At 71.6% G+C, this 25521-nt stretch carries 22 protein-coding genes and 1 pseudogene; 3 read left to right on the top strand and 20 right to left on the bottom strand.

All coding sequences use genetic code 11. The features are described from left to right. Window positions 1-10: 10 nt before the first annotated feature. From ABD264_RS00985 to ABD264_RS00925, 13 genes and pseudogenes are all read right to left on the bottom strand, one after another. Window positions 11-2833, bottom strand: a complete 2823-nt coding sequence (locus ABD264_RS00985) for a DEAD/DEAH box helicase (RefSeq protein WP_144942863.1) — start codon at window positions 2831-2833, stop codon at window positions 11-13. A gap of 62 nt (window positions 2834-2895) precedes the next feature. Next, complete coding sequence (gene tatC / locus ABD264_RS00980; RefSeq protein WP_144942947.1) at window positions 2896-3708, bottom strand: twin-arginine translocase subunit TatC; 813 nt, start codon at window positions 3706-3708, stop codon at window positions 2896-2898. Between the two features lie 355 nt (window positions 3709-4063). Next, a pseudogene (tatA, locus tag ABD264_RS12425) lies at window positions 4064-4309 on the bottom strand (Sec-independent protein translocase subunit TatA); the annotation flags it as partial. Beyond that, the gene (locus ABD264_RS00970; protein WP_144942861.1) at window positions 4290-4673 is read right to left on the bottom strand and encodes a hypothetical protein; all 384 of its coding nucleotides are present in this window, start codon (window positions 4671-4673) and stop codon (window positions 4290-4292) included. The gene ABD264_RS00970 and the pseudogene tatA, both read right to left, overlap by 20 nt. Window positions 4674-4696: 23 nt before the next feature. Further along, window positions 4697-6874, bottom strand: a complete 2178-nt coding sequence (locus ABD264_RS00965; protein WP_126874797.1) for a WYL domain-containing transcriptional regulator — start codon at window positions 6872-6874, stop codon at window positions 4697-4699. Then, on the bottom strand, window positions 6875-7270 hold the full coding sequence (locus ABD264_RS00960) for an FKBP-type peptidyl-prolyl cis-trans isomerase (protein WP_126874796.1): 396 nt from the start codon (window positions 7268-7270) through the stop codon (window positions 6875-6877). It lies immediately after the preceding gene. A 63-nt stretch (window positions 7271-7333) separates the two neighbouring features. After that, entirely contained in the window at window positions 7334-8341 is a 1008-nt protein-coding gene (locus ABD264_RS00955; protein WP_222126497.1) for an FKBP-type peptidyl-prolyl cis-trans isomerase, read from the bottom strand. Between the two features lie 104 nt (window positions 8342-8445). Further along, window positions 8446-9855, bottom strand: a complete 1410-nt coding sequence (gene pafA / locus ABD264_RS00950; RefSeq protein ID WP_303105461.1) for a Pup--protein ligase — start codon at window positions 9853-9855, stop codon at window positions 8446-8448. Between the two features lie 4 nt (window positions 9856-9859). Next, window positions 9860-10066 carry a ubiquitin-like protein Pup gene (locus ABD264_RS00945; protein WP_055083727.1) on the bottom strand — a complete coding sequence of 69 codons (207 nt, stop codon included), beginning with the start codon at window positions 10064-10066 and terminating at the stop codon, window positions 9860-9862. 150 nt (window positions 10067-10216) lie between these two features. Continuing rightward, entirely contained in the window at window positions 10217-11884 is a 1668-nt protein-coding gene (gene dop, locus ABD264_RS00940) for a depupylase/deamidase Dop (RefSeq protein ID WP_344203625.1), read from the bottom strand. Continuing rightward, entirely contained in the window at window positions 11881-13740 is a 1860-nt protein-coding gene (gene arc / locus ABD264_RS00935; protein WP_244944800.1) for a proteasome ATPase, read from the bottom strand. Before arc ends, dop begins: the two co-directional genes overlap by 4 nt. Next, window positions 13733-14938 (bottom strand): tRNA (adenine-N1)-methyltransferase, encoded by a 1206-nt coding sequence (locus ABD264_RS00930; protein WP_290499825.1) that lies wholly within the window; start codon window positions 14936-14938, stop codon window positions 13733-13735. Before ABD264_RS00930 ends, arc begins: the two co-directional genes overlap by 8 nt. 230 nt (window positions 14939-15168) lie before the next feature. Further along, window positions 15169-16350 (bottom strand): site-2 protease family protein, encoded by a 1182-nt coding sequence (locus ABD264_RS00925; RefSeq protein ID WP_144942857.1) that lies wholly within the window; start codon window positions 16348-16350, stop codon window positions 15169-15171. 83 nt (window positions 16351-16433) lie between these two features. On the opposite strand from ABD264_RS00925, the gene ABD264_RS00920 reads away from it, so the two are divergent. Then, window positions 16434-17330 (top strand): PAC2 family protein, encoded by an 897-nt coding sequence (locus ABD264_RS00920; RefSeq protein ID WP_144942856.1) that lies wholly within the window; start codon window positions 16434-16436, stop codon window positions 17328-17330. Window positions 17331-17445: 115 nt separating this feature from the next. Here ABD264_RS00920 and mshC read toward each other — a convergent pair whose 3' ends face one another. The 3 genes from mshC to ABD264_RS00905 all read right to left on the bottom strand — a co-directional run bounded on the left by mshC (window position 17446) and on the right by ABD264_RS00905 (window position 20334). Continuing rightward, window positions 17446-18756 carry a cysteine--1-D-myo-inosityl 2-amino-2-deoxy-alpha-D-glucopyranoside ligase gene (mshC, locus tag ABD264_RS00915; protein ID WP_144942855.1) on the bottom strand — a complete coding sequence of 437 codons (1311 nt, stop codon included), beginning with the start codon at window positions 18754-18756 and terminating at the stop codon, window positions 17446-17448. Between the two features lie 125 nt (window positions 18757-18881). After that, window positions 18882-19715, bottom strand: a complete 834-nt coding sequence (locus tag ABD264_RS00910) for an undecaprenyl-diphosphate phosphatase (RefSeq protein ID WP_344203619.1) — start codon at window positions 19713-19715, stop codon at window positions 18882-18884. A 253-nt stretch (window positions 19716-19968) separates the two neighbouring features. Beyond that, complete coding sequence (locus tag ABD264_RS00905) at window positions 19969-20334, bottom strand: primosomal protein (protein WP_144942853.1); 366 nt, start codon at window positions 20332-20334, stop codon at window positions 19969-19971. Window positions 20335-20374: 40 nt separating this feature from the next. On the opposite strand from ABD264_RS00905, the gene ABD264_RS00900 reads away from it, so the two are divergent. After that, entirely contained in the window at window positions 20375-20620 is a 246-nt protein-coding gene (locus tag ABD264_RS00900; protein WP_414672736.1) for a DUF5703 family protein, read from the top strand. 9 nt (window positions 20621-20629) lie between these two features. Here the strand turns inward: ABD264_RS00900 and ABD264_RS00895 are convergent, their stop codons facing one another. After that, window positions 20630-21835, bottom strand: a complete 1206-nt coding sequence (locus ABD264_RS00895) for an acyl-CoA dehydrogenase family protein (RefSeq protein ID WP_344203616.1) — start codon at window positions 21833-21835, stop codon at window positions 20630-20632. A 72-nt stretch (window positions 21836-21907) separates the two neighbouring features. Next, on the bottom strand, window positions 21908-23257 hold the full coding sequence (locus ABD264_RS00890; protein ID WP_144942851.1) for a M20/M25/M40 family metallo-hydrolase: 1350 nt from the start codon (window positions 23255-23257) through the stop codon (window positions 21908-21910). Between the two features lie 141 nt (window positions 23258-23398). Between ABD264_RS00890 and ABD264_RS00885 the strand changes: the two genes are divergently transcribed. Further along, a complete protein-coding gene (locus ABD264_RS00885; RefSeq protein ID WP_344203614.1) occupies window positions 23399-23902 on the top strand; it encodes a GNAT family N-acetyltransferase in 504 nt (167 codons plus the stop codon). A gap of 167 nt (window positions 23903-24069) precedes the next feature. Here the strand turns inward: ABD264_RS00885 and ABD264_RS00880 are convergent, their stop codons facing one another. Both ABD264_RS00880 and ABD264_RS00875 read right to left on the bottom strand, forming a co-directional pair. Continuing rightward, window positions 24070-24558: a pyridoxamine 5'-phosphate oxidase family protein gene (locus ABD264_RS00880; RefSeq protein ID WP_260983377.1), complete on the bottom strand. Its 489-nt coding sequence runs from the start codon at window positions 24556-24558 to the stop codon at window positions 24070-24072. 130 nt (window positions 24559-24688) lie between these two features. Next, the gene (locus ABD264_RS00875) at window positions 24689-25510 is read right to left on the bottom strand and encodes an SOS response-associated peptidase (protein WP_344203609.1); all 822 of its coding nucleotides are present in this window, start codon (window positions 25508-25510) and stop codon (window positions 24689-24691) included. Window positions 25511-25521: the final 11 nt, after the last annotated feature.

Raw genomic sequence — 25521 nt, 5'->3', positions numbered from 1 at the left:
GCGACTGTTCCTACTGTTCGAAGACGCTGTACTCGACCACGCCGCGGCGCACCGACTCGATGGCCTCGTGGGCGGTCTCGCGCAGCTGGGGGTCGATTCCTGCGACGCTGCGCAGCTGGTCCAGGACGTCGATGGTCTGCTTGGCCCAGCGCACGAAGTCCCCGGCGGCGAGGTCGGTGCCCGTGAGGGTCCGCGTGAGCGTGGCGCCGCGCGCCCACCGGTGCATGGCCTCCACGAGACCCAGCTCGGGGGCGCCCGTGACCGGCAGCCGGTGCTCGGCCTCCTGGGCGCTGAGCACGGACCAGTTCTCCAGCAGGACCTGGACGGCGGCCTCCATGTGCGCGGTGGGCAGGTGGGGGCGCGAGCCCTGGTCCTCGCGGCGCGGCTGGTAGACGAGCGCAGTCATCACACCGGCGAGGCCGGGCGCGTCCAGCCCGTCCAGGAAGCCCTCCCGCAGGGACAGGGCGAGCAGCAGGTCCCGCTCGCCGTAGAGCCGCCGCAGCTGCTCGCCGGCGGGGGTGGGCCGCAGGTGCCCTGACTCGTCCGGTTCGAGGTACTCGAAGTGGGTGAGCACCGCGCACACGCGGTCGAACGTGGCCGCGATGCTGCCGGTGCGCCCGGCGATCTGCTTGCGCAGTCCCTGGGTGTCCTTCTCCAGCTTCCACGCGCGCTCCGCCCAGCGGGCGTGCTGCTCGCGGTCCGAGCAGCCGTGGCACGGGTGGGCACGCAGCCTGCGCCGCAGCTCCTCGATGCGGTGGTCCCGCGCGGAGGTGCCGCGGTCGAAGCGGATCGTGTGCCCGCCCGAGCCGCTGCGCGCCGGCCGGTGCTCGCGCAGCGCGGCGCGCACCGTGGCCGCGAGGTCCTTGCGCTCCTGGGGCGACTTGCCGGAGAAGTGCTTGGGGATCTTGATCCGGGACTCCGGCGCCAGGGAGCCGTCGAGGTCGTTCACGCCCACGCGGCGCAGCTTGCCGTCCACGGTGAGGATGTGCGGGCGCGGGTCGAACGGGTGCGCGTCCTCCCGCAGCACCACGGCCCACCCGGCGTTGCGCCCGTGCGGGATCTCGACGACGTCGCCGGGCAGCAGGTCCTGCAGGGACGCCGCGGCGTCGTTGCGCTGGCGCGCCGAGCGGGACTTGCTCGCGGACTTCTCCTCCCCGGCGAGCTCACGCCGCAGCTCGGCGTACTGCGAGAAGTCCCCCAGGTGGCAGGACATGGCCTCGCGGTAGGCCTCCAGCGTCTTCTCCTGCGAGCGCACCCGCTTGGCGATCCCCACCACGGAGCGGTCCGCCTGGAACTGCGCGAAGGAGGTCTCGAGGATCGAGCGCGAGCGCTTGGCGCCGTAGCGCGCGATCAGGTTGGTGGACATGTTGTACGTGGGCCGGAAGCTCGAGTTCAGGGGGTAGGTGCGCGTGGAGGCCAGGCCGGCGACGGCCTGGGGGTTCATGCCGTCGCGCCACAGCACCACGGCGTGGCCCTCGACGTCGATCCCCCGCCGTCCCGCGCGGCCCGTGAGCTGGGTGTACTCGCCGGGGGTGATGTCCACGCGGGCCTCGCCGTTGAACTTGTCGAGGCGCTCGAGCACCACCGAGCGGGCGGGCATGTTGATCCCCAGCGCGAGCGTCTCCGTGGCGAAGACCGCCTTGAGGAGCCCCTCCGCGAAGAGCTGCTCGACCACCTCCTTGAAGACCGGCAGCATCCCGGCGTGGTGGGCGGAGATGCCCCGGACGAGGCCCTCGTACCAGTCCTCGTAGTTCAGGGCCGCGAGGTCCGCGGTGGACATGTGCGCGGTGGCCTCCGCGGCGAACGCGCGGATGGTGCGCTGCTCCTGCGGGGTGGTCAGCCACAGGTCCGCGGCCACGCACTGGCCCACGGCGGCGTCGCACCCGGCCCGGGAGAAGATGAAGGTGATGGCCGGCAGCAGGGCCTCCGCGTCCAGGCGGCGCAGCAGCTGCGGGCGGGAGACCCGGTCCTGGCGCGCGGGGCGCGAGTCCTGGGGACGGCCGCGGCGGCGGTTGCGGTGGCCCGGCCCGCGACCGCCGGAACGACCACCGCGCGGGTGCTGCGCGCGGAACAGGCGCAGCAGCTCGGGGTTGACCTCGGGCTCGTCCCGGTGCTTGTCCGAGCGGCGCTGGGCGGCCTCCTCCACGGTCGTGTCGTCAACGAAGAGGTCCATCAGCTGCGGCCCCACCTGCACGTGCTGCCACAGCGGCACGGGGCGGTGCTCGGAGACCACCACGTCCGTGCTGCCCCGGACGTCGTCCAGCCACGCACCGAACTCCTCCGCGTTGGAGACCGTGGCGGACAGCGAGGCCAGCTGCACGTAGTCAGGGAGGTGGATGATGACCTCCTCCCACACCGCACCCCGGAAGCGGTCCGCGAGGTAGTGCACCTCGTCCATGACCACGAAACCCAGGTTGGTGAGGGTGGAGGAGCCCCCGTAGAGCATGTTGCGCAGCACCTCGGTGGTCATCACCACCACGTCCGCCTCCGAGTTCACGGACGTGTCCCCGGTGAGCAGTCCCACCCGCTCCGGGCCCCAGCGCCGCGAGAACTCGTGGAACTTCTGGTTGCTCAGCGCCTTGATGGGAGTGGTGTAGAACGCCTTGCGCCCCGTGGCCAGGGCGAGGTGGATGGCGAACTCCCCCACGACCGTCTTGCCCGCGCCCGTGGGCGCGGCGACGAGCACGCCGTGACCCTGTTCGAGCGCGCGGCAGCCCTCCGTCTGGAAGGGGTCCAGCTCGAAGTCGAGGGTCTGCTCGAACGCCGAGAGCTCAGTGCCTGCGTGGGCCGCGCGTGCCTTGGCGGCCATGTACCGATCGGCGGGGGAAGACATGGTGCCAGCCTACGCGGTGCCTCCGACACCCTGTCCGGGCCGTCGCGGACCGGTGATCGGGCTCACTTCTCCGCGGCGGTGCTGCCCATCGAGCGCAGGGCCTCCGCGGAGGTCCCCCGGTCCGCGCTCGCGCCGGTGGCGGCCGCCTGCTTCGCGGCCTTCTTCGCCCGACGGCGGTCCAGGTAGAGGCACAGCGCCACCGCCACGAAGAACAGGACGAGCAGCGGGATGGCCAGGTAGAGCATGGTCATGGGATCCGGCCCGGGGGCGGCCATCGCGGAGATCACGAGCACGATCACCACCACCACGCGCCAGGACTTGAGCACCGTGCGCCCGGACAGCAGGCCCATCATGTTGAGCCCCACGAGCAGCACGGGCACCACGCACGAGAATCCGAAGGTCAGGATCAGCTGCAGGAAGAACCGCAGGTAGACGCTGGCCTCCACGAAGTTCGCGCCGCCCTCCGGGGTGAACGCGGTCAGGGCGTAGACGGCCGCAGGCAGCGCGGTCACGGCCATGGCGCAGCCACCCAGGAACAGTGGGATGGCCGCGGCCAGGAACCCCAGGGCATAGCGCCGCTCGTTCTTGTGCAGCGCTGGAGTGATGAACGCCCACAACTGGTACAGCCACACGGGCGAGGCGAAGATCAGTCCGAGCACCAGGGCCACCTCGACCATGATGTTGAACGAGCCGCCCACCGACGAGTAGTTGATGGTTGCCGTGCGCCCGGACTCGGCGAGGCGCTGCAGCGGCGCGGTGATGTACTGCATGAACGGCTCGTAGGCCATGAAGCCGAGCACCGCGCACAGCACCGTGGCCACGGCGGACTTGATGAGCCGGTTGCGCAGCTCCCGCAGGTGCTCCTTCAGCGCCATCTCCGCCTGGGGGTTGCGACGCCGCGACGTCGCTTTCCTGCGCTGCCTGCGTTCCCGGCGTGCGGAGGCACCCGCGGTCCCGGTCTCGGGAGTGGACATGGCTCACTGGCCTCTCTGACGGGCGTGCCCCTCGCACGGGACGGGGCCGAGCCGACGGGCTCGGCCCCGGATCACGCGAGGGCTGACGGACTGCTGCCGCTCAGGCGGTGGGCCGCTGGTTCTGGTCCACGACCGGCGCCCCCTGGACGGGCTGCACCGGAGCCGCGGACTGGACCGGGGCGGGCTGGGTGGCCGTGGGCTGCTGCACGGTCGGCTGGGCCGCGGGCTGCGCCACGGTGGGCTGCTGGGCGGGGGCCTGGGCGGTGGCGCCCTGCTGCGCTGTGGCACCGGCCACCGGTTGGCCGTTGGCCACGGGCTGGCCGTTGACCGTCACGTTGGGGTCGTCGTCGTGCTTCATCTCCTTGACCTCGGACTTGAAGATGCGCATGGACTGGCCGAGGCTGCGGGCCATGCCAGGCAGCTTGGGCGCCCCGAAGAGCAGGAGGATGACCACGAGGATCAAAATGATGGTGATGGGGCTGTCAGCCAGACGACCGAACATGGTGGAGTCCTTTCGTTTCTGCCCGGCGCACGTCCCGGTAGCTCTGGGGCTGTCCCAGTGCCTCCCGACGCTGCATCCTGCGGATGAGCCGAGCGGTCTGTCGTTGGTCGCGGCCGCTGCGGTACGCGGCGCGGGTCTCGTCCACCGGGGTGAACAGGGCGGAGGGGGCGGGGGTGCGCAGCGGCGTGGACTGCCCCTGGGCCGCGGCGTTCCAGCGGACGGAGAAGTCCTCGGCGGTGCGCTCGAGGTCGTCCAGGGCGGGCAGCACCTGACCGCGCAGGGTCCGGTAGAGCAGCCATCCGATGAACGCCGCGCTGCTCAGGACCAGCACGGTCCACAGCAGGACCCACATCCACCAGAGCATGCTGCCAGTATAGGCGGGTCAGCCTAGGTGCGGGCTGTGCCGCTGCTGTCGAGCCACTGTTCCACGGCGGCCACGGCCTCCGGCGGGGAGACCACGCCCACGTGTCCCGCGTGGCGTGTCACCAGGGAGCACAGCGCGTCCAGCGTGGGGAAGTCCACCTCTGCCGCCACGAACTCCGGAAGCGGCCGCGGACCCCGTGCCGTGCGCGGACGGGCGGGCTCGCGCGCGCCGTGGGCCGCGGCGTCGTCGTCCGCTCCCCCGGCCCCTGGCCCCCCTGTGGCCGGGGCGGGAACCTCGACCTCAACGTGCCGCTTGGCGTGGTAGTGCTCCACGATCCACCGGCCGCGGCGGTCCGTGACCACCACGGCCTGCACGGGGCGGCGCTTGGCCGGCTGGATGCTCGAGCGCACCTCGGACTCCATCCGGGGGTGCACCTCTGCCTCCCCGGCGTCCTCGCAGCCCACGATCCGGTCCGTGCGGAACGTGCGCGGCGCGTTGGCCTGCAGGCACCACCCGCGCAGGTACTGGTGGCCGTCCGAGAAGATCATCCGCACCGGGTCCACGAGCCGCTCGGTGACCTCGTCCCGCGAGGTCACGAGGTAGCGCAGCCGCACGCGGCGCCCGTCCGCGATGGCGGCCCGCAGCCCGGTGACGAGCTCGCTGTCCCGGGGCTCCGAAACAGCGTCGGCGTCCGGAACGTCCAGCGCGTCCGCGAGCGGCAGGGCGTCCGCGGCGGTGGCGACCTTGCGCATGGCAGAGCGCACCACGCGGCTGTCACCGCCGGGAACCGCCTGCAGGGTCTGCAGCCCCATGAGCAGCGCGCTCGCCTCGGGCACGGTGAGCCGCACGGGCTCCGAGAGCTCCTGGGCGTTGCCCAGGTAGATGTGGCCGTCGTCCCAGGAGGCGTCGATCAACTGATCCGGGAGGTGGCCGGGGCGTCCGCACACGAACAGGGTCTGCAGGTCGTTGACCAGCTCCGCGTCCGTGATGCCGAAGTGCCGTGCGGTCTCCTCCAGCTCCGCACCCTGGTGCGCGTAGACGTGGCGCACGATGTGCAGCAGCCGCGCGAGGTGCTGCTCCGTGCTGGCCTTGGCCGCACCGTGGCGGCGCTGCTTGCCCCACTGCACCTGCACCCCGGACATCCGCGCCTGGAACGCGCGTGCGTCCTCGAGCCGCCGGGCCACGGCGTCCGCGACCGCCACCTGGGTGTCCTTGCCCACCGTCCCGTCCGGGTCCGCTCCCGGGGCCGGTTCGCGGGGCACGACGGCGTCCGGTCCGGCCGCGCACACGTGCTCCGCCGCGGACTCGGTGTCGTGCACCGCGAGCTGCACGGCGTCGTAGCCCTCGGGGGCCCGCCACGCGGGCGAGTCGGACGGAGCGGCAATGCGGCGCAGCAGCTGGCCCGCGCCCTGGCGGACGTGGACCACCACGCACAGCTGCGGCGGCTGGCTGACCATGCGCGCAAGCTGACCGCCCATGGAGAAGTCCCGGGGCGGCTCGAACGACTCGCGCGTGGTCTCCACCTCGGAGATGATGCGGGAGAGCCGGAACGTGCGCTGCGCACGCCGGTCCGTGTCCCAGCCCGCGAGGTACCAGGCTCCGTAGCGGGAGCCCACGCCCCACGGCTGCACCGTGCGCTGGGAGAACGCCCCGGTTCGGTCCACGTAGTCGAAGCGCACCGTGCGGTGCGCAAGCACTGCCGAGAGCAGCGGCTCGAAGGCGGGGTCCGCCACGGCCACGGTGGGCTGCAGGTCCCGGCCCGGCGCCGCCTCGCCGCTGAGCGCCGGTTCGAGCTTGTCGAGGGCGCGGCGTGCGAGCCGGTCCTGGGCAGCGTCGTTCCACGCGTCCGCCGCGACGGCGAGCACCGCGGACTCCTCCGCGCTGAACCGCACCCGGGGCAACCGGTACGAGCCCCGGGGCACGCGGTAGCGGGGGGTGAGCTGCGCGTCCGAGGCCCAGGGGTCGTCGTCCGGGATCTCCTCCACCGGGTACCCGAGTGAGCGCAGGTGCGCCTTGTCGCGCTCGAACATGCGCTCGAACGCGTCCTGATTTCCGGCGCGGTCGTAACCGGGCACGATCCCGCGCAGCTGCTCACGGGTGTACCCGGACTCGCGGTCGAGCAGCGCGATCAGCAGGTTGAGGAGCCGCTCGGCGGACGCCGTGGTGGAACGGCGCGCCGAGGGTCCCGCGGAGGGCGCCATTCAGCGGACGTCGAGCAGGTCCACCACGAAGATCAGGGACTCGTCCGGGCCGATCGCGGCGCCGGCGCCGCGCGAGCCGTACGCCAGCTCGGAGGGGATCTCCAGCCGACGCCGACCACCCACCTTCATGCCCAGCAGACCCTGGTCCCAGCCCTGGATGACCTGTCCCACGCCCACCGTGAAGCCCAGCGGCTCACCGCGGTTCCAGGAGGCGTCGAACTCCTCGCCGCCCGAGTACGTGACACCCACGTAGTGGCACGAGACCGTGTCCCCGACCTTCGCCTCCCGGCCGGTGCCCTGGATCTCGTCCACGATCCGCAGCTCGGTGGGAACCGGGTCCTGGGGGAAGTCGATCTCCGGCTTGGAACGATCAAGCTTGCGCTGTCCGAATGACACGGGCTCTACCTTTCGTCGTGGGCCCCGGGCGGGGCCGTGCCGAGCACACAGTGTAGCCGTGTCTCACTTGCCGGACGCAGAGGACTCCGGGCTCGCGCTCGGCGCCGTGGACGCACCGGGGGTGGCGCTCGCCGAGGCCTGCGGGCTCGCGGTCTCCGTCTTCGGGGTGGGTGTGGTGCCGAGGATGTCCACCACGAACACGAGCGCGCCCGCGGGGTACTGGGAGTCCTTGCCGAGCTCCTTCTCCGTGCCGTAGGCCTTGTCGGTGGGTATCACCAGCTCCACGCGCGAGCCCACCTTCTGGCCCTTCAGACCCTCCTTCCAGCCGGCGATCACACCGTTGAGGGGGAAGGAGGCCGGGGTGCCCTTCTCGTAGGAGGAGTCGAAGGACTTCCCGTCCGCCCAGCGCACGCCCACATAGTTCGCGATCACGGTGTCCGACTCCTTGACCGTGTCACCGTCCCCCTCGATCAGCACGTCCGTCTTCAGCTCCTTGGGCTCGCTGCCGGAGGGCTTGGCGATCGTGGGGGTGCCCTTGTCGTCCTGCGTGACGTTGGGCATGCCCTTGGAGGGGGTCTTCATCTTCTCGTTGAGCGGCGGCATGATCTTCTTGGTCACCTGGTAGACCTCCACCGAGGTGGAGTCGTCCCCCTCGGAGGCCGCGCCGCTGGTCTTGGGAGAGCTGTACGCGATGATCTCCCCCTCCTTGGCCTTCGTCAGGGCGTCGTACATCTGCGGCAGGGAGTCCTTGAGCTCGTCGTTGACGGTCAGCACCTGTCCGGCACCCTGACTGTAGGTGTCCCCCAGCGAGGAACCATCCGAGCCCTTGTACAGGGCCGCCTGCAGCATGATGCTGTCGCCGGCGTGGATCTCCTCACCGTCCCCCTCCTTCAGGACCTTGGTCTGCGCGTCGTCCACCTTCAGGGGGGTCTCGAAGGACACCGACGGCGCGGTGCCCTCCGAGGGGTCTGCGGACAGTTCCACGGAGTCCCAGCCCGAGCCCCCGCCGCAGCCGGTCAGCAGCAGGGACAGGGCGAGCGCGGCGGTGCCGGCGGGGATGATCTTTCGCACGAGGGGGTGACCTTTCGTCATCGGGGTGCTGGCTCGGGGCCAATGTAGAGGGCCCGCGTGGGCCGCGGCTGGGAGAGTCCCCGGAACACTGCGGGCGGGTGGGGTCAGGCGCGTCCGGAGGTGATCTCCGCGATCAGCCCCTCGACGTCCGGCTGGGTGGTGGCGAAGGGGTCCTTGCACATGACCGTGCTCTGCTGGTGCTCCCCGTTGAGCTTCAGGTGCACCCAGTCCACGGTGGTGCTGACCCCGGCGTCGTGGGCCGCGGCCACGAACCGCCCGCGCATCTGCGCCCGGGTGGGAGGGCCTTCGACGACGGCGCGCTCGACGTCCTGCGGGGTCACGAACGTCTCCACGGCACCGCGGCGCTCCAGCATGTGGAAGAGTCCGTGGCGCGCGGAGGTGTCGTGGTAGGCGAGGTCCAACTGCGCCATGCGGGGGTGGGACCAGTCCATCCCGTGGGCGCTCGCGTAGGAGTCCAGCAGCTTCTTCTTGATGGCCCAGTCCAGCTCGCGGTCCACCAGCGCGCTGTCCTGCTCCTCGACGGCCCGCAGCCCGCGGTCCCACAGACCGAGGACCCAGTCGAGGCGGTCGTGGTGCGCGCCGTGGCGCTGCACGAACCGGGTGACCTCCTCAAGGTACTCGCGCTGCAGTTCGATCGCCGAGCGGTGGCCCCCCGCGGCCAGCTCCAGCGGTGCCAAACCGGTGAGGTCGTGGGAGACCTGCCGCAGGGCGGCGGCCGGGTCCGCGAGCGTGCGGTCCGGCAGGATCTGGCCCGCCTCGATCATCCGCAGCACCGCGTCCGTGATGCCGATCTTCAGCGCCGTGGTGGTCTGGGACATGGACGAGTCGCCCGTGATGACGTGCAGCCGGCGGTAGCGCTCGGCGTCCGCGTGCGGCTCGTCCCGGGTGTTGATCATGGGCCGCGAGCGGGTGGTGGCCGAGGACGAGCCCTCCCACACGTGGTCCGCGCGCTGCGAGAACGAGTAGCCGGGGCGCCCGTCTCCCAGGGCCAGGGAGCCGAAGGGCGGCGGCCCGTCCGGGTGCACCCGGCCCGCGCCCACGAGGATCTGGCGCGTGACCAGCAGCGGCAGCAGGTGCTGGACCAGCCGGGAGAACTCCGTGCGGCGCGCGATCATGTAGTTCTCGTGCGAGCCGAACGAGTTGCCGGCGGAGTCCGCGTTGTTCTTGAACAGGTGCACCGTGCCGCCCACGCCCTCGGCGTCCAGGCTCTCCTGCAGCTGGGCGCGCAGGTCGTCCACGATCCGTTCGCCGGCGGCGTCCTGGGCGACGACGTCCTGCAGGGTCGCAGCCTCTGCCGTCGCGTACTCGGGGTGGGAGCCCACGTCCAGGTACAGGCGCCCGCCGTTAGGCAGGAACACGTTGGAGGCCCGCCCCCACGCGAGCACCGGTGCGAACAGCCGCCGCGCCGTCTCGTCCGCACCCAGGGGACGACCCTGCGGTGCGCTGTGGGTCAGTCCGAACTCGGTCTCGATCCCGTAGATGCGCCGTTCCACGCCGTCACTGACCGCCCTTCTGGACGAAGCCCTTCACGAAGGCCTCGGCGTTGGTCTCGAGCACGCCGTCGATCTCGGCGAGCAGGTCGTCCGTGCCCCGGGTGTCGTGCTGGGCCTGGGCGGCCCCGGACGACGGCGGGGTGGCCGGCGCGGGTGCGTCCGGCTCCTCCTCGCGGCGGGACCCCGTGCCGAAGATGCGTTCCTGTGCCATGTCTCCTCCTATGTGCCCGGGATTCGTTCACCCGGACGTGTCCGTTCGTGTCTGCGTGCGTCTCTTGTCCGGTGGTGCGTGTGCCCGCGTGCCACCCGGCCTGCCGGTGGTCGCTCGTGCGGCCGCGCCGTCCCTGTGAGCGGCACCGGGTCAGTCGGTGCCGCTGCCTGTGACCAGTCCGGGGCGGTGCCGGGCCACCTGGGCCACCCACTGCTCGGCGTCCGGGGCGGTGAACCAGTCTCCGCTCACCTTCCGGGTGAGGTCCCCGGGCTCGGGCATCGCGATCCGTGCGCCGCGGCGCACCCCGGGGAAGCTCACGCTCACGGTGTCCCACCCCACCCCGGCCATTGCCTCCGGATAGGTGGCCACTGCGGTGCCGCGGAACCACGCGCGGGTGTCCACGGGAGGGGTGTCCGCGGCGTCGACGATCCGGGCGTGGTCCACGAGGGTGCGGATCCGCCCGCCCGCCGCGAGCCGGTGGTAGAGGCCCTTGTCTGGCCGGACGTCCGCGTACTGCAGGTCGATGGCGAGCAGCCGCGGGTCGTCCCAGGACATCGCGTCCCGGCGGCGGTAGGCCTGCAGCAGGGCGTACTTGGCGGTCCAGTCCAGGCGGTCGGCCAGCTGGGCCGGGTCCGCGGCGAGGCCCGTCAGCACCTCGTCCCACAGTTCGAGCACCTGCGCGGTGTCCGGGTCCAGTCCGTCCGGGGCGAGCTCGGTCTCCAGCTCCAGGGCCGCCCGGTGGTACTCGCGCTGCAGCTGCACGCCCGTGAGCTCGCGGCCGTCGCGCAGGGGCACGGTCGTGGCCAGGGACGGGTCGTGGCTGATGCTCTGCAGGGCGGCCACGGGGTCCACGAGGTCCAGTTCCGGGACACGGTCGTGCTCCACGAGGTTCAGGACGAGCGAGGTGGCACCGAACTTCAGCAGGGTGGCCGTGTGGGAGAGGTTGGCGTCTCCGATGATCACGTGCAGCCGGCGGTAGCGGGCGTCGTCCGCGTGCGGTTCGTCCCGGGTGTTGACGATCGGCCGGTGGATGGTGGTCTCCAGCCCCACGGTGCGCTCGAAGAAGTCCGCGCGCTGGCTGAGCTGGAACCCGGGCCGGGAGCCGTCCGTGCCGATCCCCACGCGTCCGGCCCCGCAGACCACCTGGCGGGACGCGAAGAACGGCAGCAGCGCCGCGGTGATCCGCTCGAACGGGACGTCTCTGGAGACCGTGTAGTTCTCGTGGGCCCCGTAGGAGACGGACTTGTTGTCCGTGTTGTTCTTGTAGAGGTTCACGGGCGCGCCCTGCCCGGAACCCGCGGCGAGGAAGTCCACAGCCCGGTGCGCCACCACGTCCCCCGCGGCGTCCCATGTGAGGGCGTCGAGCGGGTTCGTGACCTCCGGGGAGGAGTACTCCGGGTGGGAGTGGTCCACGTAGACCCGCGCGCCGTTGGGGATCACGGTGTTCATGACCACCCGGCGCCAGTCCATGTCCTCCGCGTACAGCGCGGACTCCTGGATGGCCTCCGCGGCGATCTCCTCCGCCGTGAGCTCCGGGGCGCTGTCCGTGAGCTGCGACGGGTGGGCCGCTTCCCGGTCCATCGTGAAGCCGCGGGCGTCCGTGAGCGGGGCCTCCGAGCCGTAGTTCCACGCCGTGCCGAGCGGGGCGTTCTGCGATCCCGCACCCTGCTGGTTGGCAGCCGAGCGGTGCTGGCGGGCCACCCAGGCGGCGTAGCCGGTCACCACGCGCGTCGAGAGCACCGTGGGGTTGGCCCCCGGCTCGCCCTGGGCCAGCACGCCGAACTCCGTCTCGCTGCCCATGATCCTGCGCACCGTCACCGTGCACCACCCCGCAGGGCATCCAAACCGGTCGCCGAACCGGCGGCGGAGCCGTCCGCCGAACCGGCCGCTGAGCCCGTGCCGGAGCCAGTTTCCGATCCGGTGGACCCATCAGTCGAGGACGCGGTCGAGGATGCTGACGCGAGCGCGCCCTGCTCCGTGGCATCACCCTGCACCGGGGTGTGCCGCACGATCCGCACGTCCTGGAACGTGTCCGCGCGGCGTCCCGTGAGCCGGGCCCAGTCCTCGGCGTCCCCCGTGTTCGGCAGGTCCTGCTGCTCGTGGAACTCCTCGTCCACCGCACGCACCAGGTGCTCAGCGGTGAGCCCGCGCCGCCCGGTGGTGAGAAGGGTCTTGATCGCCTGCTTCTTGGCGCGGTCCACCACGTTGCGGATCACCGCGCCGGACGCGTAGTCCGCGAAGTAGAGGGTCTCCTGCGAACCGTCCTTGTGGGTGATCGTGAGGAACTCGGTGTCCGACACCCGCGCGTACATGCGCTCCACGGCGGCCCGGACCAACTCCTCGGCGGCGGCCGCGCGGGAACCGGCGCGGGCGACGTCGTCCTCCCGCAGCGGGAGGTCCTCGGTGACGTAGAGCGAGAAGATCTCGCGCGCCCCCTCGCGGTCCGGGCGGTCGATGCGGATCTTCACGTCCAGGCGTCCGGGGCGCAGCACGGCGGGGTCGATCATGTCCTCACGGTTGGTGGCACCCACGACCATGACGTTGTCGAGCTTCTCCACGCCGTCGATCTCCGTGAGCAGCTGCGGCACGATCGTGGTCTCCACGTCCGAGGAGAGCCCCGAGCCGCGGACCCGGAACAGCGAGTCCATCTCGTCGAAGAACACGACCACGGGCACGCCCCGGGCCGCCTGCTCGCGCGCGTTGGCGAAGATCGAGCGGATCTGCCGCTCCGTCTCCCCCACGTACTTGTCCAGCAGCTCGGGGCCCTTGATGTTCAGGAAGTACCCCTCGGCCCGCGAGCGCCCGGCCTTCGCGGCGCTGCGCTCGGCGAGGGAGCGGGCCACGGCCTTGGCGATCAGTGTCTTGCCGTTGCCCGGGGGCCCGTAGAGCAGGATGCCCTTGGGCGGGTGCAGGCCGTGCTCGCGGAAGATCTCGGGGTGGATGTGGGGCAGCTCCACGGCGTCGCGGATGGCCTCGATCTGGGGGCCCAGCCCGCCGACGTCCGAGTAGCTGACGTCCGGGACCTCCTCCAGCACGAGCTGCTCGACGTCCGTGCGGGCCACGGGCTCCAGGGCGAAGCCGGTGCGGTGGTCCACGGTGACGGCGTCGCCGGGTTTTGGGCGCTCGCGGCGCAGCCTGCCGGAGAGCAGCAGCACGCGCTCCTCGTCCGAGCGGCCCACAGTGAGGACGCGGTCGTGGTCCACCACTTCCTTGACGGTGGCGACCTCCCCGGTGCGCTCGTAGTCGAGCACCGCGACCACCACGTAGTTCTCGTTGAGCAGCACCCCGAGGCCGGGTTCGCACGCGCCCAGAGAGACGAGGGGGCTCAGTGCCACGCGCATCCGACGCCCGGCCGCGAGCACGTCCACGGTGGGTCCGGTGACCACGGGGCCGTCCCCGGTGGCCTCTCCCACCGGCTGCCTGCCGTGGTTGACCTGCAGGATCGTGGCGAACGTGGCGGGCGGCTCGGCCTCCGCAGCCAGGGTCTTCTTGAGCGTCACGATCTCCTGGCGGGACGCGTTGAGCAGCCGCACCAGCTTCTCGTTCTGCGAACCCAGGGCGCTGAGCTGCTTGTCGAGGTTGCGCTTCTGGTCCCGCAGCATGGCCATCTGCCGCTGCACGATCTCCTCCGACGAGCGCTGGGGCCGCTGCTGCGGGTGGGGTGCCTCAGACATGACGCTCCTCGTCCAGCCGCTCACCGGCCACGGTCGGGTGCGCGGCCGAGGCGCCCTGGGTGTCCTGGGTGCTCGAGGTGTCTGGGGACGACGACGCGCTTTCCGTGGCGTCGTCGCTGGCGGTCACCACTGGGTGCCTGTCCGACTCCGCGCGACCCTCGGAGATCTCGCGGTCCGCGCGGGCGGCGTGCTGGGCCAAAGACGTTGCGTCGCGCCCGGCGCGACGGAGCTTCTTGTCGGAGACCACGCGCTCGCCCAGGGCCACCGGGGTCCAGGCCTGCAGGTCCTCCTCGGTGTACTCGCTCTTCGATGCGCGCCGCTTCGGCGCGAGCCGGGGCGAGCCGTCGGCAAGGCGGCGGGACTGGATCAGGAAACCGGTGTGGGCGACCATGCGGTGGTCCGGGCGCACCGCGAGCCCTTCCACGTGCCAGCCTCGAACCATGGTCTCGGAGGCCTCGGGCTCGGTGAAGCGCCCGTCAGCGCGCATGGCCTCGGCCACGCGGGAGAGCTGCGGCACGGTGGCGACGTAGCAGATCACCACACCACCGGGGGCTATCGCGGTGGCCACGGCGTCGAGGCACTCCCACGGTGCGAGCATGTCCAGCACCACGCGGTCCACGGAGCCCGGCTCCTCGTTCTCCCCGAGCTCCTCGGCGAGGTCGCCCATGCTCAGGTGCCACGCGGGGTGCGGGCCGCCGAACATGGTCTCGATGTTCCCGCGCGCGATCTCAGCGAACTCCTCGCGGCGCTCGAAGGAGCGCACGTGGCCCTCGTCCCCCACTGCCCGCAGCAGCGAGATGGTGAGGGCGCCGGAGCCCACGCCGGCCTCGACCACGCGCGCCCCGGGGAAGATGTCCGCCATCGCCACGATCTGCCCGGCGTCCTTCGGGTACACCACGGCGGCTCCGCGCGGCATGGACAGCACGAAGTCCTTGAGCAGGGGGCGCAGCGCCTGGTACTGGATGCCCGAGGTGTTGGTCACCACCGTGCCCTCCGGCCGCCCGACCAGCAGGTCGTGGCCGAGGACCCCGCGGTGGGTGTGGTGCTCCCCTCCATCCACCAGGGTGATGGTGGTCATCTTCCCGCTCTCGTCCGTGAGCTGGACGCGCTCACCGGAGCGGAACGGACCGCGCCGGTTGGCGGCGCCGCGCACCGGGGCGGGGGTCACGGGGATGTCTCGGGGCTGCTGCTGGGTCATCTGCTCACTTTCACACCTGCTCGACGATGACGGCGGGTGCCGCCCGTCCTCGGCCCGCCGCACTGCCGTGCCGGGGCCTCTTCTCATTCTCTCACCGTACCCACACCGCTACCACCGGGGACGACGCCGCCCGCGCGCTGGCGGGGCCGCCGTCGCCTCGTAGCGGGCCGGGGTGGGGTGGAGAGGGGGCACTGCCGAGACCACGCCCGCCGGGATCCCGTCCGCAGAGGTCAGCGGTGCAGCGCGTGGCGCACGAGGTCCTCGTGGTGCACGACCCCCGTGACCGGGGCGACGTCGTCGGCCACCCACACCCACTGCAGCCGCCCGGCCTCCAGCTGCCGCGCGAGTTCGCCACCGGGGGTCCGCGGGGCGACCACCGCGTCCGCCGGGTACCACTGACACACGTCCCCCAGTGCCACGCGGGAGCGCTCCGGCAGCGGCACGCGGGCCGCGAGTGCGGGGTCGAGCACGCCGAGGGTGCCCCGGGCCGCGTCCCGGGCGACCACGTCCGGCGTCCAGCCGCGGTAGTCGTCCCCGGTGGCCGCCGTGACGGTGGCGTCAACGAGCGAGAGTGGGGTGGCGGGCGTGAACTCCATGGCGGGGCGGGCGATCTCCTCCGCCCGCACGGAGTCGAGCCGACCCATCAGCCGCGCCTGCCGCAGTGCCTGGCCGGCACCCGCGACGATGAATGTGACGACGAGCAGCGAGACCACGAGCACGGCGGGCTGGCGCCACTGCTGCGTCCACACGAGCCACAGCACCAGCAGCGCGGCGATCCCCCGTCCGCACCACGCGGACACGGCCGTGCCCCGCCACTCGGAGCCGGTCACCGTCCACACCACGGCCTCGACCACCCGGCCGCCGTCCAGGGGCAGGCCCGGCAGGAGGTTGAACAGTCCGAGCACCCAGTTCGCGATCACGAGCAGCTGCGCGAGTGCCCACCAGGGCCCGGTGGCCCCGGCCGGTGCGGCAGCGAGCAGGACCTCGCCGAGGACCGCGAGCGCCACGTTGGCCAGCGGGCCGGCGAGGGAGACCAGAGCGGTGGGCAGGGGTCGGGTGCGCACGGTGCCGAACGTGGTGTGACCGCCCATCAGGGTGAGCACGATCCGGTCCACGGGCCACCCGGCGCGTCGCCCGGCGGCCGCGTGCGCGAGCTCGTGTGCGAGCACGCTCACCGCCAGGCCCACGGCGAAGCCCAGCGCCACCACGAGGTTCAGCCACCCGAGGTCCGGGTACACCCGCCACAGCACCGGGCCGTACATCACCACGGTCAGGCCCGCGATCAGGAACCACGAGCGGTCCAGACGGACCTCCACGCCGAGCACCCGGCCCAGGCGGACCCCGCGAGAGCGGCGCGGGCGCCCCGCGGGTGAGGAGGCGGCGTCGGGGGCGGGGAAGCGGGGATCGGCCATGGTGCACATGGTAAGTGGGCCACCCGGCACCGGGCTGGGTGGCCGTCGTGGAACCGCCGGGACGGGCGCCGTACAGTGGAGCGGTGAGCACATCGCACAGCAATGCGGAGCAACCCGGCACCGGTCCCTTCGGAGTGGTGCGTGACGGTCGGGAGCAGGAGACCGTCACGGTCCTCATCGCCGCGTTCGAGGGCTGGAACGACGCCGGGGACGCCGCAACCGACTCTCTGAAGCTGATCCGCGAGCACCTCGGGGCCAAGGAGGTCTTCGAGGTCGAGTCGGACGACTACTACGACTACCAGTACTCGCGGCCCATCATCCGGCGTTCACTGACCGGGGAGCAGAAGCTGCACTGGCCCAGCACCCGGCTGACGAAGGCGAGCGTGGCGGGCACGAACCTCGACGTGGTCCTGCTGCACGGCTGGGAGCCGTCCTACCGGTGGCGGACCTTCACGGCGGAGCTCATCGAGCAGGCCACCGCACTGGACGTGGACTTCGTGATCATGCTGGGCTCCCTGCTCGCGGACGTCCCCCACACGCGCCCCATCCCCGTGACTCTGACCTCGGACACCGAGGAGTTGCGGGAGGAGCTCGAGATCGAGGCACCCCAGTACGAGGGCCCCACGGGCATCGTGGGGGTGCTCTCCCACATGGCCGCCCTCGCGGGCTTCCCCACGCTGAGCATGTGGGCCGCCGTGCCGCACTACGTGGCGCACTCGCCCTCCCCGAAGGCCCAGCTCGCGTTGCTGCGCCAGCTGGAGGACCTGCTCGGCATGTCGTTGCCCCTGGAGCCGGTGGTCGAGGATGCCGAGGCGTGGGAGCGCGGCGTGGACGAGCTCGCCTCCGAGGACCCGGAAGTCGCGGACTACGTCCGGCAGCTCGAGGAGGCCAAGGACACCGTGGACCTCCCGGAGGCCACCGGGGACGCGATCGCGCGCGAGTTCGAGCGCTACCTGCGCCGCCGCGACGACCGCAAATGACCCGGCCCCGCGGTCACTCGCCCGTCACCAGGGGGGCACACACCGCGCCGGGCACGGAGGAGGGCCCACGGACACCCTGTTCGGGGTGACCGTGGGCCCTCCTCCCACCGGGTCCTCAGAGGACGACGCCGAGCAGCGCGTCGAGCGTGTCCCGCACCAGCTGCGCGTCCTCCGCGGACGACTCGGAGCCGCGCTGGGCGGCTCCGCCCAGATTCCGGGCCGCCCACGCGTCCACGGCGAGCAGCGCCGCGGGAGCGTCGAGATCCTCGGCCAGTGCCGCACGCACGGCCTCCAGCAGTGCCTGGGCCCCGGCCGTCTCCGGCTTCGCGGCGGCCTCCCGCCAGCGGACCAGACGGCGCTTCGAGTCCTCCAGCAGCTCGTCCGTCCAGAACCAGTCTGTGCGGTAGTGGTTCGAGAGGATCGCGACACGGATGGCGGCCGGGTCCACGCCCTGCTGCCGCAGGGTCGAGACGAGCACCAGGTTGCCCTTGGACTTGGACATCTTCTCGCCGTCCAGCCCCACCATGGCGGTGTGCACGTAGTGCTGAGCCATCGGTTCGCTGGACAGCGCGTAAGCGTGCCCCGCGCCCATGTCGTGGTGCGGGAACGCGAGGTCCGAGCCACCACCCTGCACCGTGAACGGCGTGGGCAGGTACTTCAGCGCGATCACGCTGCACTCGATGTGCCACCCCGGGCGGCCACGGCCCAGGGACGCACCGTCCCACGAGGGCTCCCCCGGGCGCTCAACGCGCCACAGCAACGGGTCCAGGGCGTCGCGCTTGCCCGTGCGATCCGGGTCCCCGCCGTGGTCCGCGAACAGGGGCATCATCTGCCCGCGGTCCATGCGGCACGTGCTGCCCACCACCCAGGCGTCCGGGTCGTCCTCGCGCAGGCGCCCCGCGGCGGCGACGTCGAAGTAGACGTCCCCGGCGGGTGCCGGCTGCCCGTCCTGGCCGGTGCCCGCAGGCACCCGGTAGGCCAGCCCGCGCTCCACGAGCCGCTCGACGGCGGGCACGATCCACTCCACGGCCTCGGTGGCACCCACGTAGTGCTCCGGAGCGAGGACGTTCAGTGCGGCCATGTCCGTGCGGAACAGCTGCGTCTGTGACTCGGCCAACTCACGCCAGTCCACGCCCGTGGCGATCGCGCGCTCCAGCAGGGGGTCGTCCACGTCCGTGACGTTCTGCACGTAGTCCACGGGGTACCCGGCGTCGCGCCAGGCACGGTAGAGCAGGTCGAACGTGACGTACGTGGCGGCGTGGCCCATGTGGGTCGCATCGTACGGAGTGATCCCGCACACGTAGAGCCCCGCGCGGTCCCCCAGCGGCGCCACCGCCTCCGTGCGTCCGGTACTCGTGTCGTGCACCCTCGGGACGCAGGACGTCCCGGGCAGTTCCGGGACCGGGCGGCTGGGCCAAGACTTCATGTTCACCTTCGGTAGGAGGAGCTGACAGTACTCACGATCGCAACGGGCCCCGCCGGTGCGCTATTCCCCGGGACACGGGGAGCCACTCGCCGGGGCCGGTCGCCACGGCGGGTGCCCGGGCAGGATCAGGCGTTGATCAGACCCGTGCCGAGCAGCACGAACACCACGGCACCCAGCAGCACGCGGTACCACACGAACAGGTTGTAGCTGCGCTCGGAAATGTAGTGCATGAACCAGCCGATGATCAGGTAGCCCACCGCGAACGCAATGACGGTGGCCACGGTCGTCTGGCCCATGGTGTAGACCCCGCCGGCCTCCTTACCGCTGACCGCCTTGTAGAGCTGGTAGAGCCCGGAGGAGAACACGGCGGGGATCGCCAGCAGGAACGCGTAGCGCGCGGCGGCGGCTCGCGTGTAGCCCATCAGCAGACCGGCGGTGATGGTTCCGCCGGAGCGGGAGACTCCCGGGATCAGCGCAAGCGCCTGCGCGAAGCCGTAGCCCACGGCGTGCTTGAGGGTCAGGTCCTCCAGGCTGCGCTCCTGCTTGCCCACCCGGTCTGCGATGGCCAGGAAGAGACCGAAGACGACGAGCATCGTGGCCGTGATCCACAGTGAACGGAACTGCGTCTCGATGTAGTCCTGCAGCAGCAGGCCGAGCACCGCAATGGGCAACGAGCCCAGGATGATGAACCACCCCATGCGGGCGTCCGGATCGCTGCGGTCCGCCCTGCCGGTCAGCGACAGCGCCCACCGCTTGATGATGCGCACGATGTCCCGCCAGAAGAAGATGATCACAGCGGTCTCCGTGCCCAGCTGCGTGATCGCGGTGAAGGTTGCACCGGGGTCCGCGCCGTTCGGCAGGAACTCGCCCACGATCCGCAGGTGCGCGGAGGAGGAGACGGGGAGGAATTCTGTCAGGCCCTGCACCAGGCCCAGGATTATCGCTTCGATCCAGTTCACGCGACAACTGTACGGCACCCCCTCCGGGCCTCCCCCGCCACCGGCCTGAGAGCACTCTGGGCACCCACCGCGCGCCCGATCCGCACGCTGGATCCACGCCGAGGTCACAGGTGCGGGTCACAGGCCACGGGCGTCACAGTCGGCGGCGTGGCCGCGACGTCATCGGCGGGAACCCCGGGTGTCTTCCTGGGGGAAACGCACGAGGGCCCCCACCAGCGGTGGGGCCCCTCGTCGATCCGGTGTGCCGGTCGCGTCAGCGGCGCTCGCGCGACCCGTTGGAGGAGTCTGCGGAGGAGTCGTCGTCCTCGTCGTAGTCGTCCTCGTCCACGAGGTCCTCGTCCAGCATCTCGTTGTCCTCGAGGAGGTCGTCCTCCTCGTCGTCATCGTCCTCGTCGTAGTCGTCGTCCGAGTCGTCGTCGTCCGCGAAGACGGTGAGGGGGGTGACCTCGTCGTAGGCGTCGTAGAGCGCCTCCTCGTAGGCCTCGAACGAGTTCGCGATGGCCAGGTAGGCCCCGTCCACCGAGGGGTCGTCGTCCGAGCGGCGGTTGGCCGCGGCGGCGAGGTGTTCTTCGAGGGCGTTGACGAGAGATTGCAGGGCGGCGCGGGGATCGGTGCTCATGGTGTAGACGTTAGCCGGTATCGGAGCAGAATGGGTAGCGATGAAAGAACAACGTCTGAAGCACAGTTCGGTGTCCGGCCACCCCACCATGACCGGACGCGACGAGCGCTACGAGTACCTCTCGCTGACCGTGGCGCCCCGCGAGAAGATTGCCGAGGCCCGGACCCGCGTCAAGGAGCACGCGGAGTACGGCAAGTGGGAGCTCATGCGCTCCGCGGTGCTCTACGGGGGTGCCCGGCGCTACGTGATGCGCCGGCGCATCATGCGCGTGGATCGCACGCTCTGACTCGGGGCCTCACTCGCAGACGGGCCCGAGCAGGGAGGTGGCCGTGGCGGCGAGCACCGACTCCGGGTCCGAGGGGTGGTACAGCCCCGCGAGCACGTCTCGGTAGAGGCGTTCCAGCTCCGTGCCGCTGCGGTACTGGGACCCTCCGGAGGCGCGCAGGACAAGGTCCACGACCTCCCGGGCGGACTCGGTGGCACGGTGCTTGACGCCCGAGAAGAGGATGAACCAGCGCGCGCCGTGTCCGGGGTCTCGTTCGGACCCCAGGGCGTCCACGTCCGCCGCGAGCTGGCGCAGCTGCAGCTCCACCCCGTCCCGCAGCACCCCGGCCCGAGCGATGTGGCGGCGGATGTCCGGGTCGTCCGAGTACGGCGCGCCCTTGGCGAGTGAGCGGCGCGCAGTGGTGACCTCGACCGCCACCTGGATCGCCCGGTCGGCGATGCCCGTGTAGACGGCCGCCAGCAGCAGCTCGAAGCACCCGAAGATCCCCCACACCACCGGGTCCGGGTTCGGCCCCACCGGGGTGGTGGCCAGCAGGTCCTCCCGACGCAGCAGGGCACCGTCCAGCACGGTGGTGCAGGACTGCGAGCCCCGCATTCCCAGGGCGTTCCAGTCCTGGCGGACATCCACGCCGGGCACCGCGGTGGTGTGCTCCGCCCGGGTGAGGAAGCCGACGACGAGCCGTGCGGCATCGTCGTCCCCCTCGGTGCGCGCGTGCACGAGCAGGCGGGTCCACCGCGGGGACAGTGACGTGAAGATCTTGGTGCCGTGGAGGCGCCAGCCCTCGGGGGTGTCGTGCGCGCGGGTCGGGGTGTCGTGCGCGCGGGTCGTGGCGTCGAAGAGCACGGAGTCGTTTCCGGCCTCCGAGATGCCGAACGCGAAGACCTCCCCGGCCACCGCGTCCTCAAAGATCCGCCTGGCGCGCTCGTCCCCGCGCAGGTGCAGGGTGTAGCCGATCCCCACGATGACGTGGTGCATGTTGATGCCCAGGGCCGTGGCCGGCGCCGCGGTGGCGAGCCGACGCTGGGCCGCCACTGCCTGCTCCAGTGTGAAGCCCAGCCCGCCGAACTCGCGCGGCACGAGCATCCGCAGGTACCCGGCCTCCCGCAGGGCCTCGAAGTCCTCGTCGAAGAAACGGTTCTCGCGGTCCACCGCGCCCGCCCGGCCCCGGATCTGATCGATCAGCTCGTCCGGCAGCAGTTCGGTGACGGCGTTCATCTCAGGCTCTTTCCATGGGGTGCGTTCGGGACGCGGTGGTTGAACGGTGCAGGGGAGGCGACGCCGCGCGGCTCAGTAGCTGCGCAGCAGCCGGTCGAGCACGCGGGAGCCGAATTCGAGCGAGGACACCGGAACCCGCTCGTCCACACCGTGGAACATGCCCGTGAAGTCCAGCTCCGGGGGCAGCTGCAGGGGCACGAAGCCGTAACCGGTGATGCCCAGACGGGACAGGGACTTGTTGTCCGTGCCGGCGCCGAGCATGTAGGGCAGCACCACGGCGTCCGGGTCCTCCGCGCTCAACGCGTCCACCATGGCGTCCACCACGGTGCCGGAGAACGGGACCTCCAGGCCGATGTCCTCGAACTCGGTCTCGATGCGCACCCTGTCTCCCGCGAGCTCCTGCAGCTTGGCGCGCACGTACTCCTCCTGCTCCGGCAGGAAGCGGACGTCCACCGAGCCCTGGGCGGAGCCGGGGATCACGTTCGTCTTGTAGCCGCCGTCCAGGCGGGTGGGGTTCGAGGTGTTCTGCAGGGTGGCACCCACGAACCGTGAGACCGCCCCGAGCTCCTTCAGCAGCCGCTGGGGGTTCTGGGGGTCGAACTCCACCCCCGTGAGCTCGGTGACCTCGTCCAGGAACGCGCGGGTGGTCTTGGTCAGCTCCACGGGCCACGTGAACTCGCCGATGTTCGCCATCGCCCGCGAGAGGTGGGTGACCGCGTTGTCCTCGTGCAGCCCCGAGCCGTGGCCCGCCTGACCCTCCGCAACCAGCCGCAGCCACATGAAGCCCTTCTCCGCCGTCTGTAGCAGGTACGCCCGGCGCCCGCCGATGTCGGCGGAGAAGCCACCCACCTCGCTCAGGGCGTCCGTGACGCCGTCGAAGACCTCCGGGTGCTCCTGGACCATGTACTTGGAGCCGTAGCGCATGCCGGCCTCCTCGTCCGCGAAGAACCCGAAGACGATGTCCCGCTTCGGCCGTGTGCCCGTGCGGCGCATGTGGCGCAACACCGAGAGCATCATGGCGTCCATGTCCTTCATGTCCACGGCGCCGCGGCCCCAGATCATGCCGTCCCTGACCTCCGCCGCGAACGGGTCCACGGACCAGTCCTGGGCCATGGCGGGCACCACGTCCAGGTGGCCGTGCACGAGCAGCGCGTCCGCGCCGGGGTCCGAGCCCTCGAGGCGGGTGAAGACGTTCGCCCGGCCGGGCGCGGACTCGAAGTACTGGGCCTCCAGGCCCACCTCCTCGATCAGCCCGGCAACGTACTCCGCGGCCGCGCGCTCGCCCTCCGCCTCCCCGCTCGCGTAGTTGGAGGTGTCGAAACGGATCAGCTCGCGGCAGATCCGGGCGGCCTCCCCCTCGGGGGAGGAACCGCCTGCGGGGGTGGCGTCCGCTGCCGAGGGTGCTCCGGTGTGCTCGCTCATGGTCCTCGTCTCTCGTTGCTGTCTCTCGCCGCCGCGGTGGGTCTGCACCCCACGGTAGTCCCCGCGTGGACTTACAGGGGTTCTCCGCTACTCTGAATGACGGATGCACCCGTGTTCACCCCTGACCCGTGGAAGGCCGTCATGACTGGAAACATCACACTGATCGCCCGCACCGCGCCCGGTTCGCGCGAGGTCACGGCCACGAGCCGCGCCGTGACGGAGGCGGACACCGCGGAGCTCACCCGCCTGTTCCTGGAGGCCTACGGTTCCAAGATCTCCGGCACCGCCGAGGATGCCGAGCGCATGATCCGCGGCGCATTCCAGGGAGACTTCGGCCCGTTCCTGAGCCGGGAGTCGCAACTGATCGAGGACGAGAACGGCACCCCCGTGGCCGCCGCCGTGGTGCTGGAGCGGCGCAAGGACCGCACTCTCCCGGACGTCCCCTACCTCTTCGAGCTCTTCACGGCCTCCTCCCACCGCCGCCGCGGCTACGCGGAGCAGCTCGTGCGCCAGGTCATGGCTTCGCTGCACGAGAGCGGTTACGAGGAGGTCTGCGTGCGCATCCCGGAGGACAACGCCGCCGCGCTCGCCCTGTACCTCACGCTGGACTTCAACCGCTGGTCTCCCGAGCAGGACGAGTTCTAGCCCCGCACTCCCTGGCACACGCCCGGGTCGCGACGTCGTAGCCCACGACGGCGGCCCGGGCGTCGTCGTGTCCTGGGCCGGTAGGGCACCGCGCAGGCTGAGCCCGAGGCCGGTCGCTGTCAGCGCGCGCCCTGCCCTGCGCGGGCCACGACCGGCCCGGATCGCGGTCAGCGCAGGTCGAGCTCCGCCGCCAGTGGCGGCTGCTGCGTGGTGTCCGTGCGGGACGCCCAGCGCACCGTGACCTCCACGACCCGCAGGTTCTCCGGATCGTGGGTGTCCGTGGACCCCGGGTGCTGCGCGGCGAGCGCCTCCGTGGCGGGGGCGGCGTCCGAGCCCTCCAGGACCCGCGCCTCGCCCTCGAGCTGGACCTCGTGGGCTCCGTCCTGCACCAGGACCATGGACACGCGGGGATCCGAGGTGATGTTGGTGAACTTGCGGGACTGCGCGTTGGTGCCGAAGACGATCTTCCCGGCATCCGTGGCCGCGACGAGCACGTAGGCGGACTCCGGGGCTCCCGTGCCGCTGTTGCTCGCGACCACCGCCCCGCCGGTGCCGCAAACGAAGTCCACCAGCCATCGTGCGTCCTCGGTCAGGGTGTTGCCCAGTTCCACCATCGTCGTCCCCCGGTGCTCGTGAGTGTGCGGTGGTTCTCCCACCACGTCCCACTGTAGGGGCGGCCGTCGGAGCCGTCACGGGGTGCCGCGCCGGGCGGTGGTGTCAGAAGCGTGGTGCCAGTGGTGAGGTGTCGGCGATGCGGCCTCGTGCCGTGCGGTCAGGGCTGTAGCGTCACAGCAGGGTGTCGAGGGGTTCCACCAACCGGGGGCCCGTTGAGGAGACCGATCCCACCTCCGTGGTCACGGGGTGCATCTGCCACTCTGCGGCGACCCCCAGCGACTCGGCGACGGCCCGCTCCACGAGCGCCGCGGCGTGCGCCTTGTCCTTCCCCGGCGCGATCCACTCGCGCGCAAAGTCCCGGGTCATGCCCATCGGAAGCCGGTTGTGCAGCGCACCGAGCTGCGCCAGGTGGGGGTTCTCGTCCCTCGGGGATGGTGCCTCGCGCGTGAGAATCGAGCACGAGAGCAGCCAGTGCCCCGCGGCGCCGTCGCCCCCGGCGTTCCTCCCGGCCCGTGTCTGTCCCTCGCGCACCGCGTCCGACGCGTGCTCCGGGATGCGCCACCACTCGTAGATCCCGGCAAACCAGATCTCGGACCCGTCCTCGGGATGGGCGAAGTACGGCTGCTTGCGCCCCTTCCCCGTCTCCGGGGCCTTCCACTCGTAGTACCCGTCCGCAGGAATCGCGCACCGGCGGGCGGCCACGGCGGAACGGAACGATGGTTTCTCGGTGACCGTCTCGGAGCGGGCGTTGAACATCTTGGAGCCGATTGAGATCTCCTTGGCCCACGAGGGGACCAGACCCCACCGCGCCGCGTGCAGCTCCGCGACCAGCTGCCCGTCCTCGGACAGGCGCTCCAGCAGGACGGGCACGGTGTGGGTGGGGGCCACGTTCCAACTGGGCCCCACGGCGTCGCCCACCGAGTCGTCCACCCGGGCGTCGAAGGGCAGGGCCAGCTGGCCCGGGGTCCTCGCGATCACATAGCGGCCGCACATGGTGTGCTCCT

It is taken from the genome of Kocuria salsicia (assembly GCF_039532055.1).
Lineage (GTDB): Bacteria > Actinomycetota > Actinomycetes > Actinomycetales > Micrococcaceae > Kocuria > Kocuria salsicia.
Note: the sequence above shows the minus strand (reverse complement) of the source record. Positions and strands in the feature narration are given on the sequence as shown.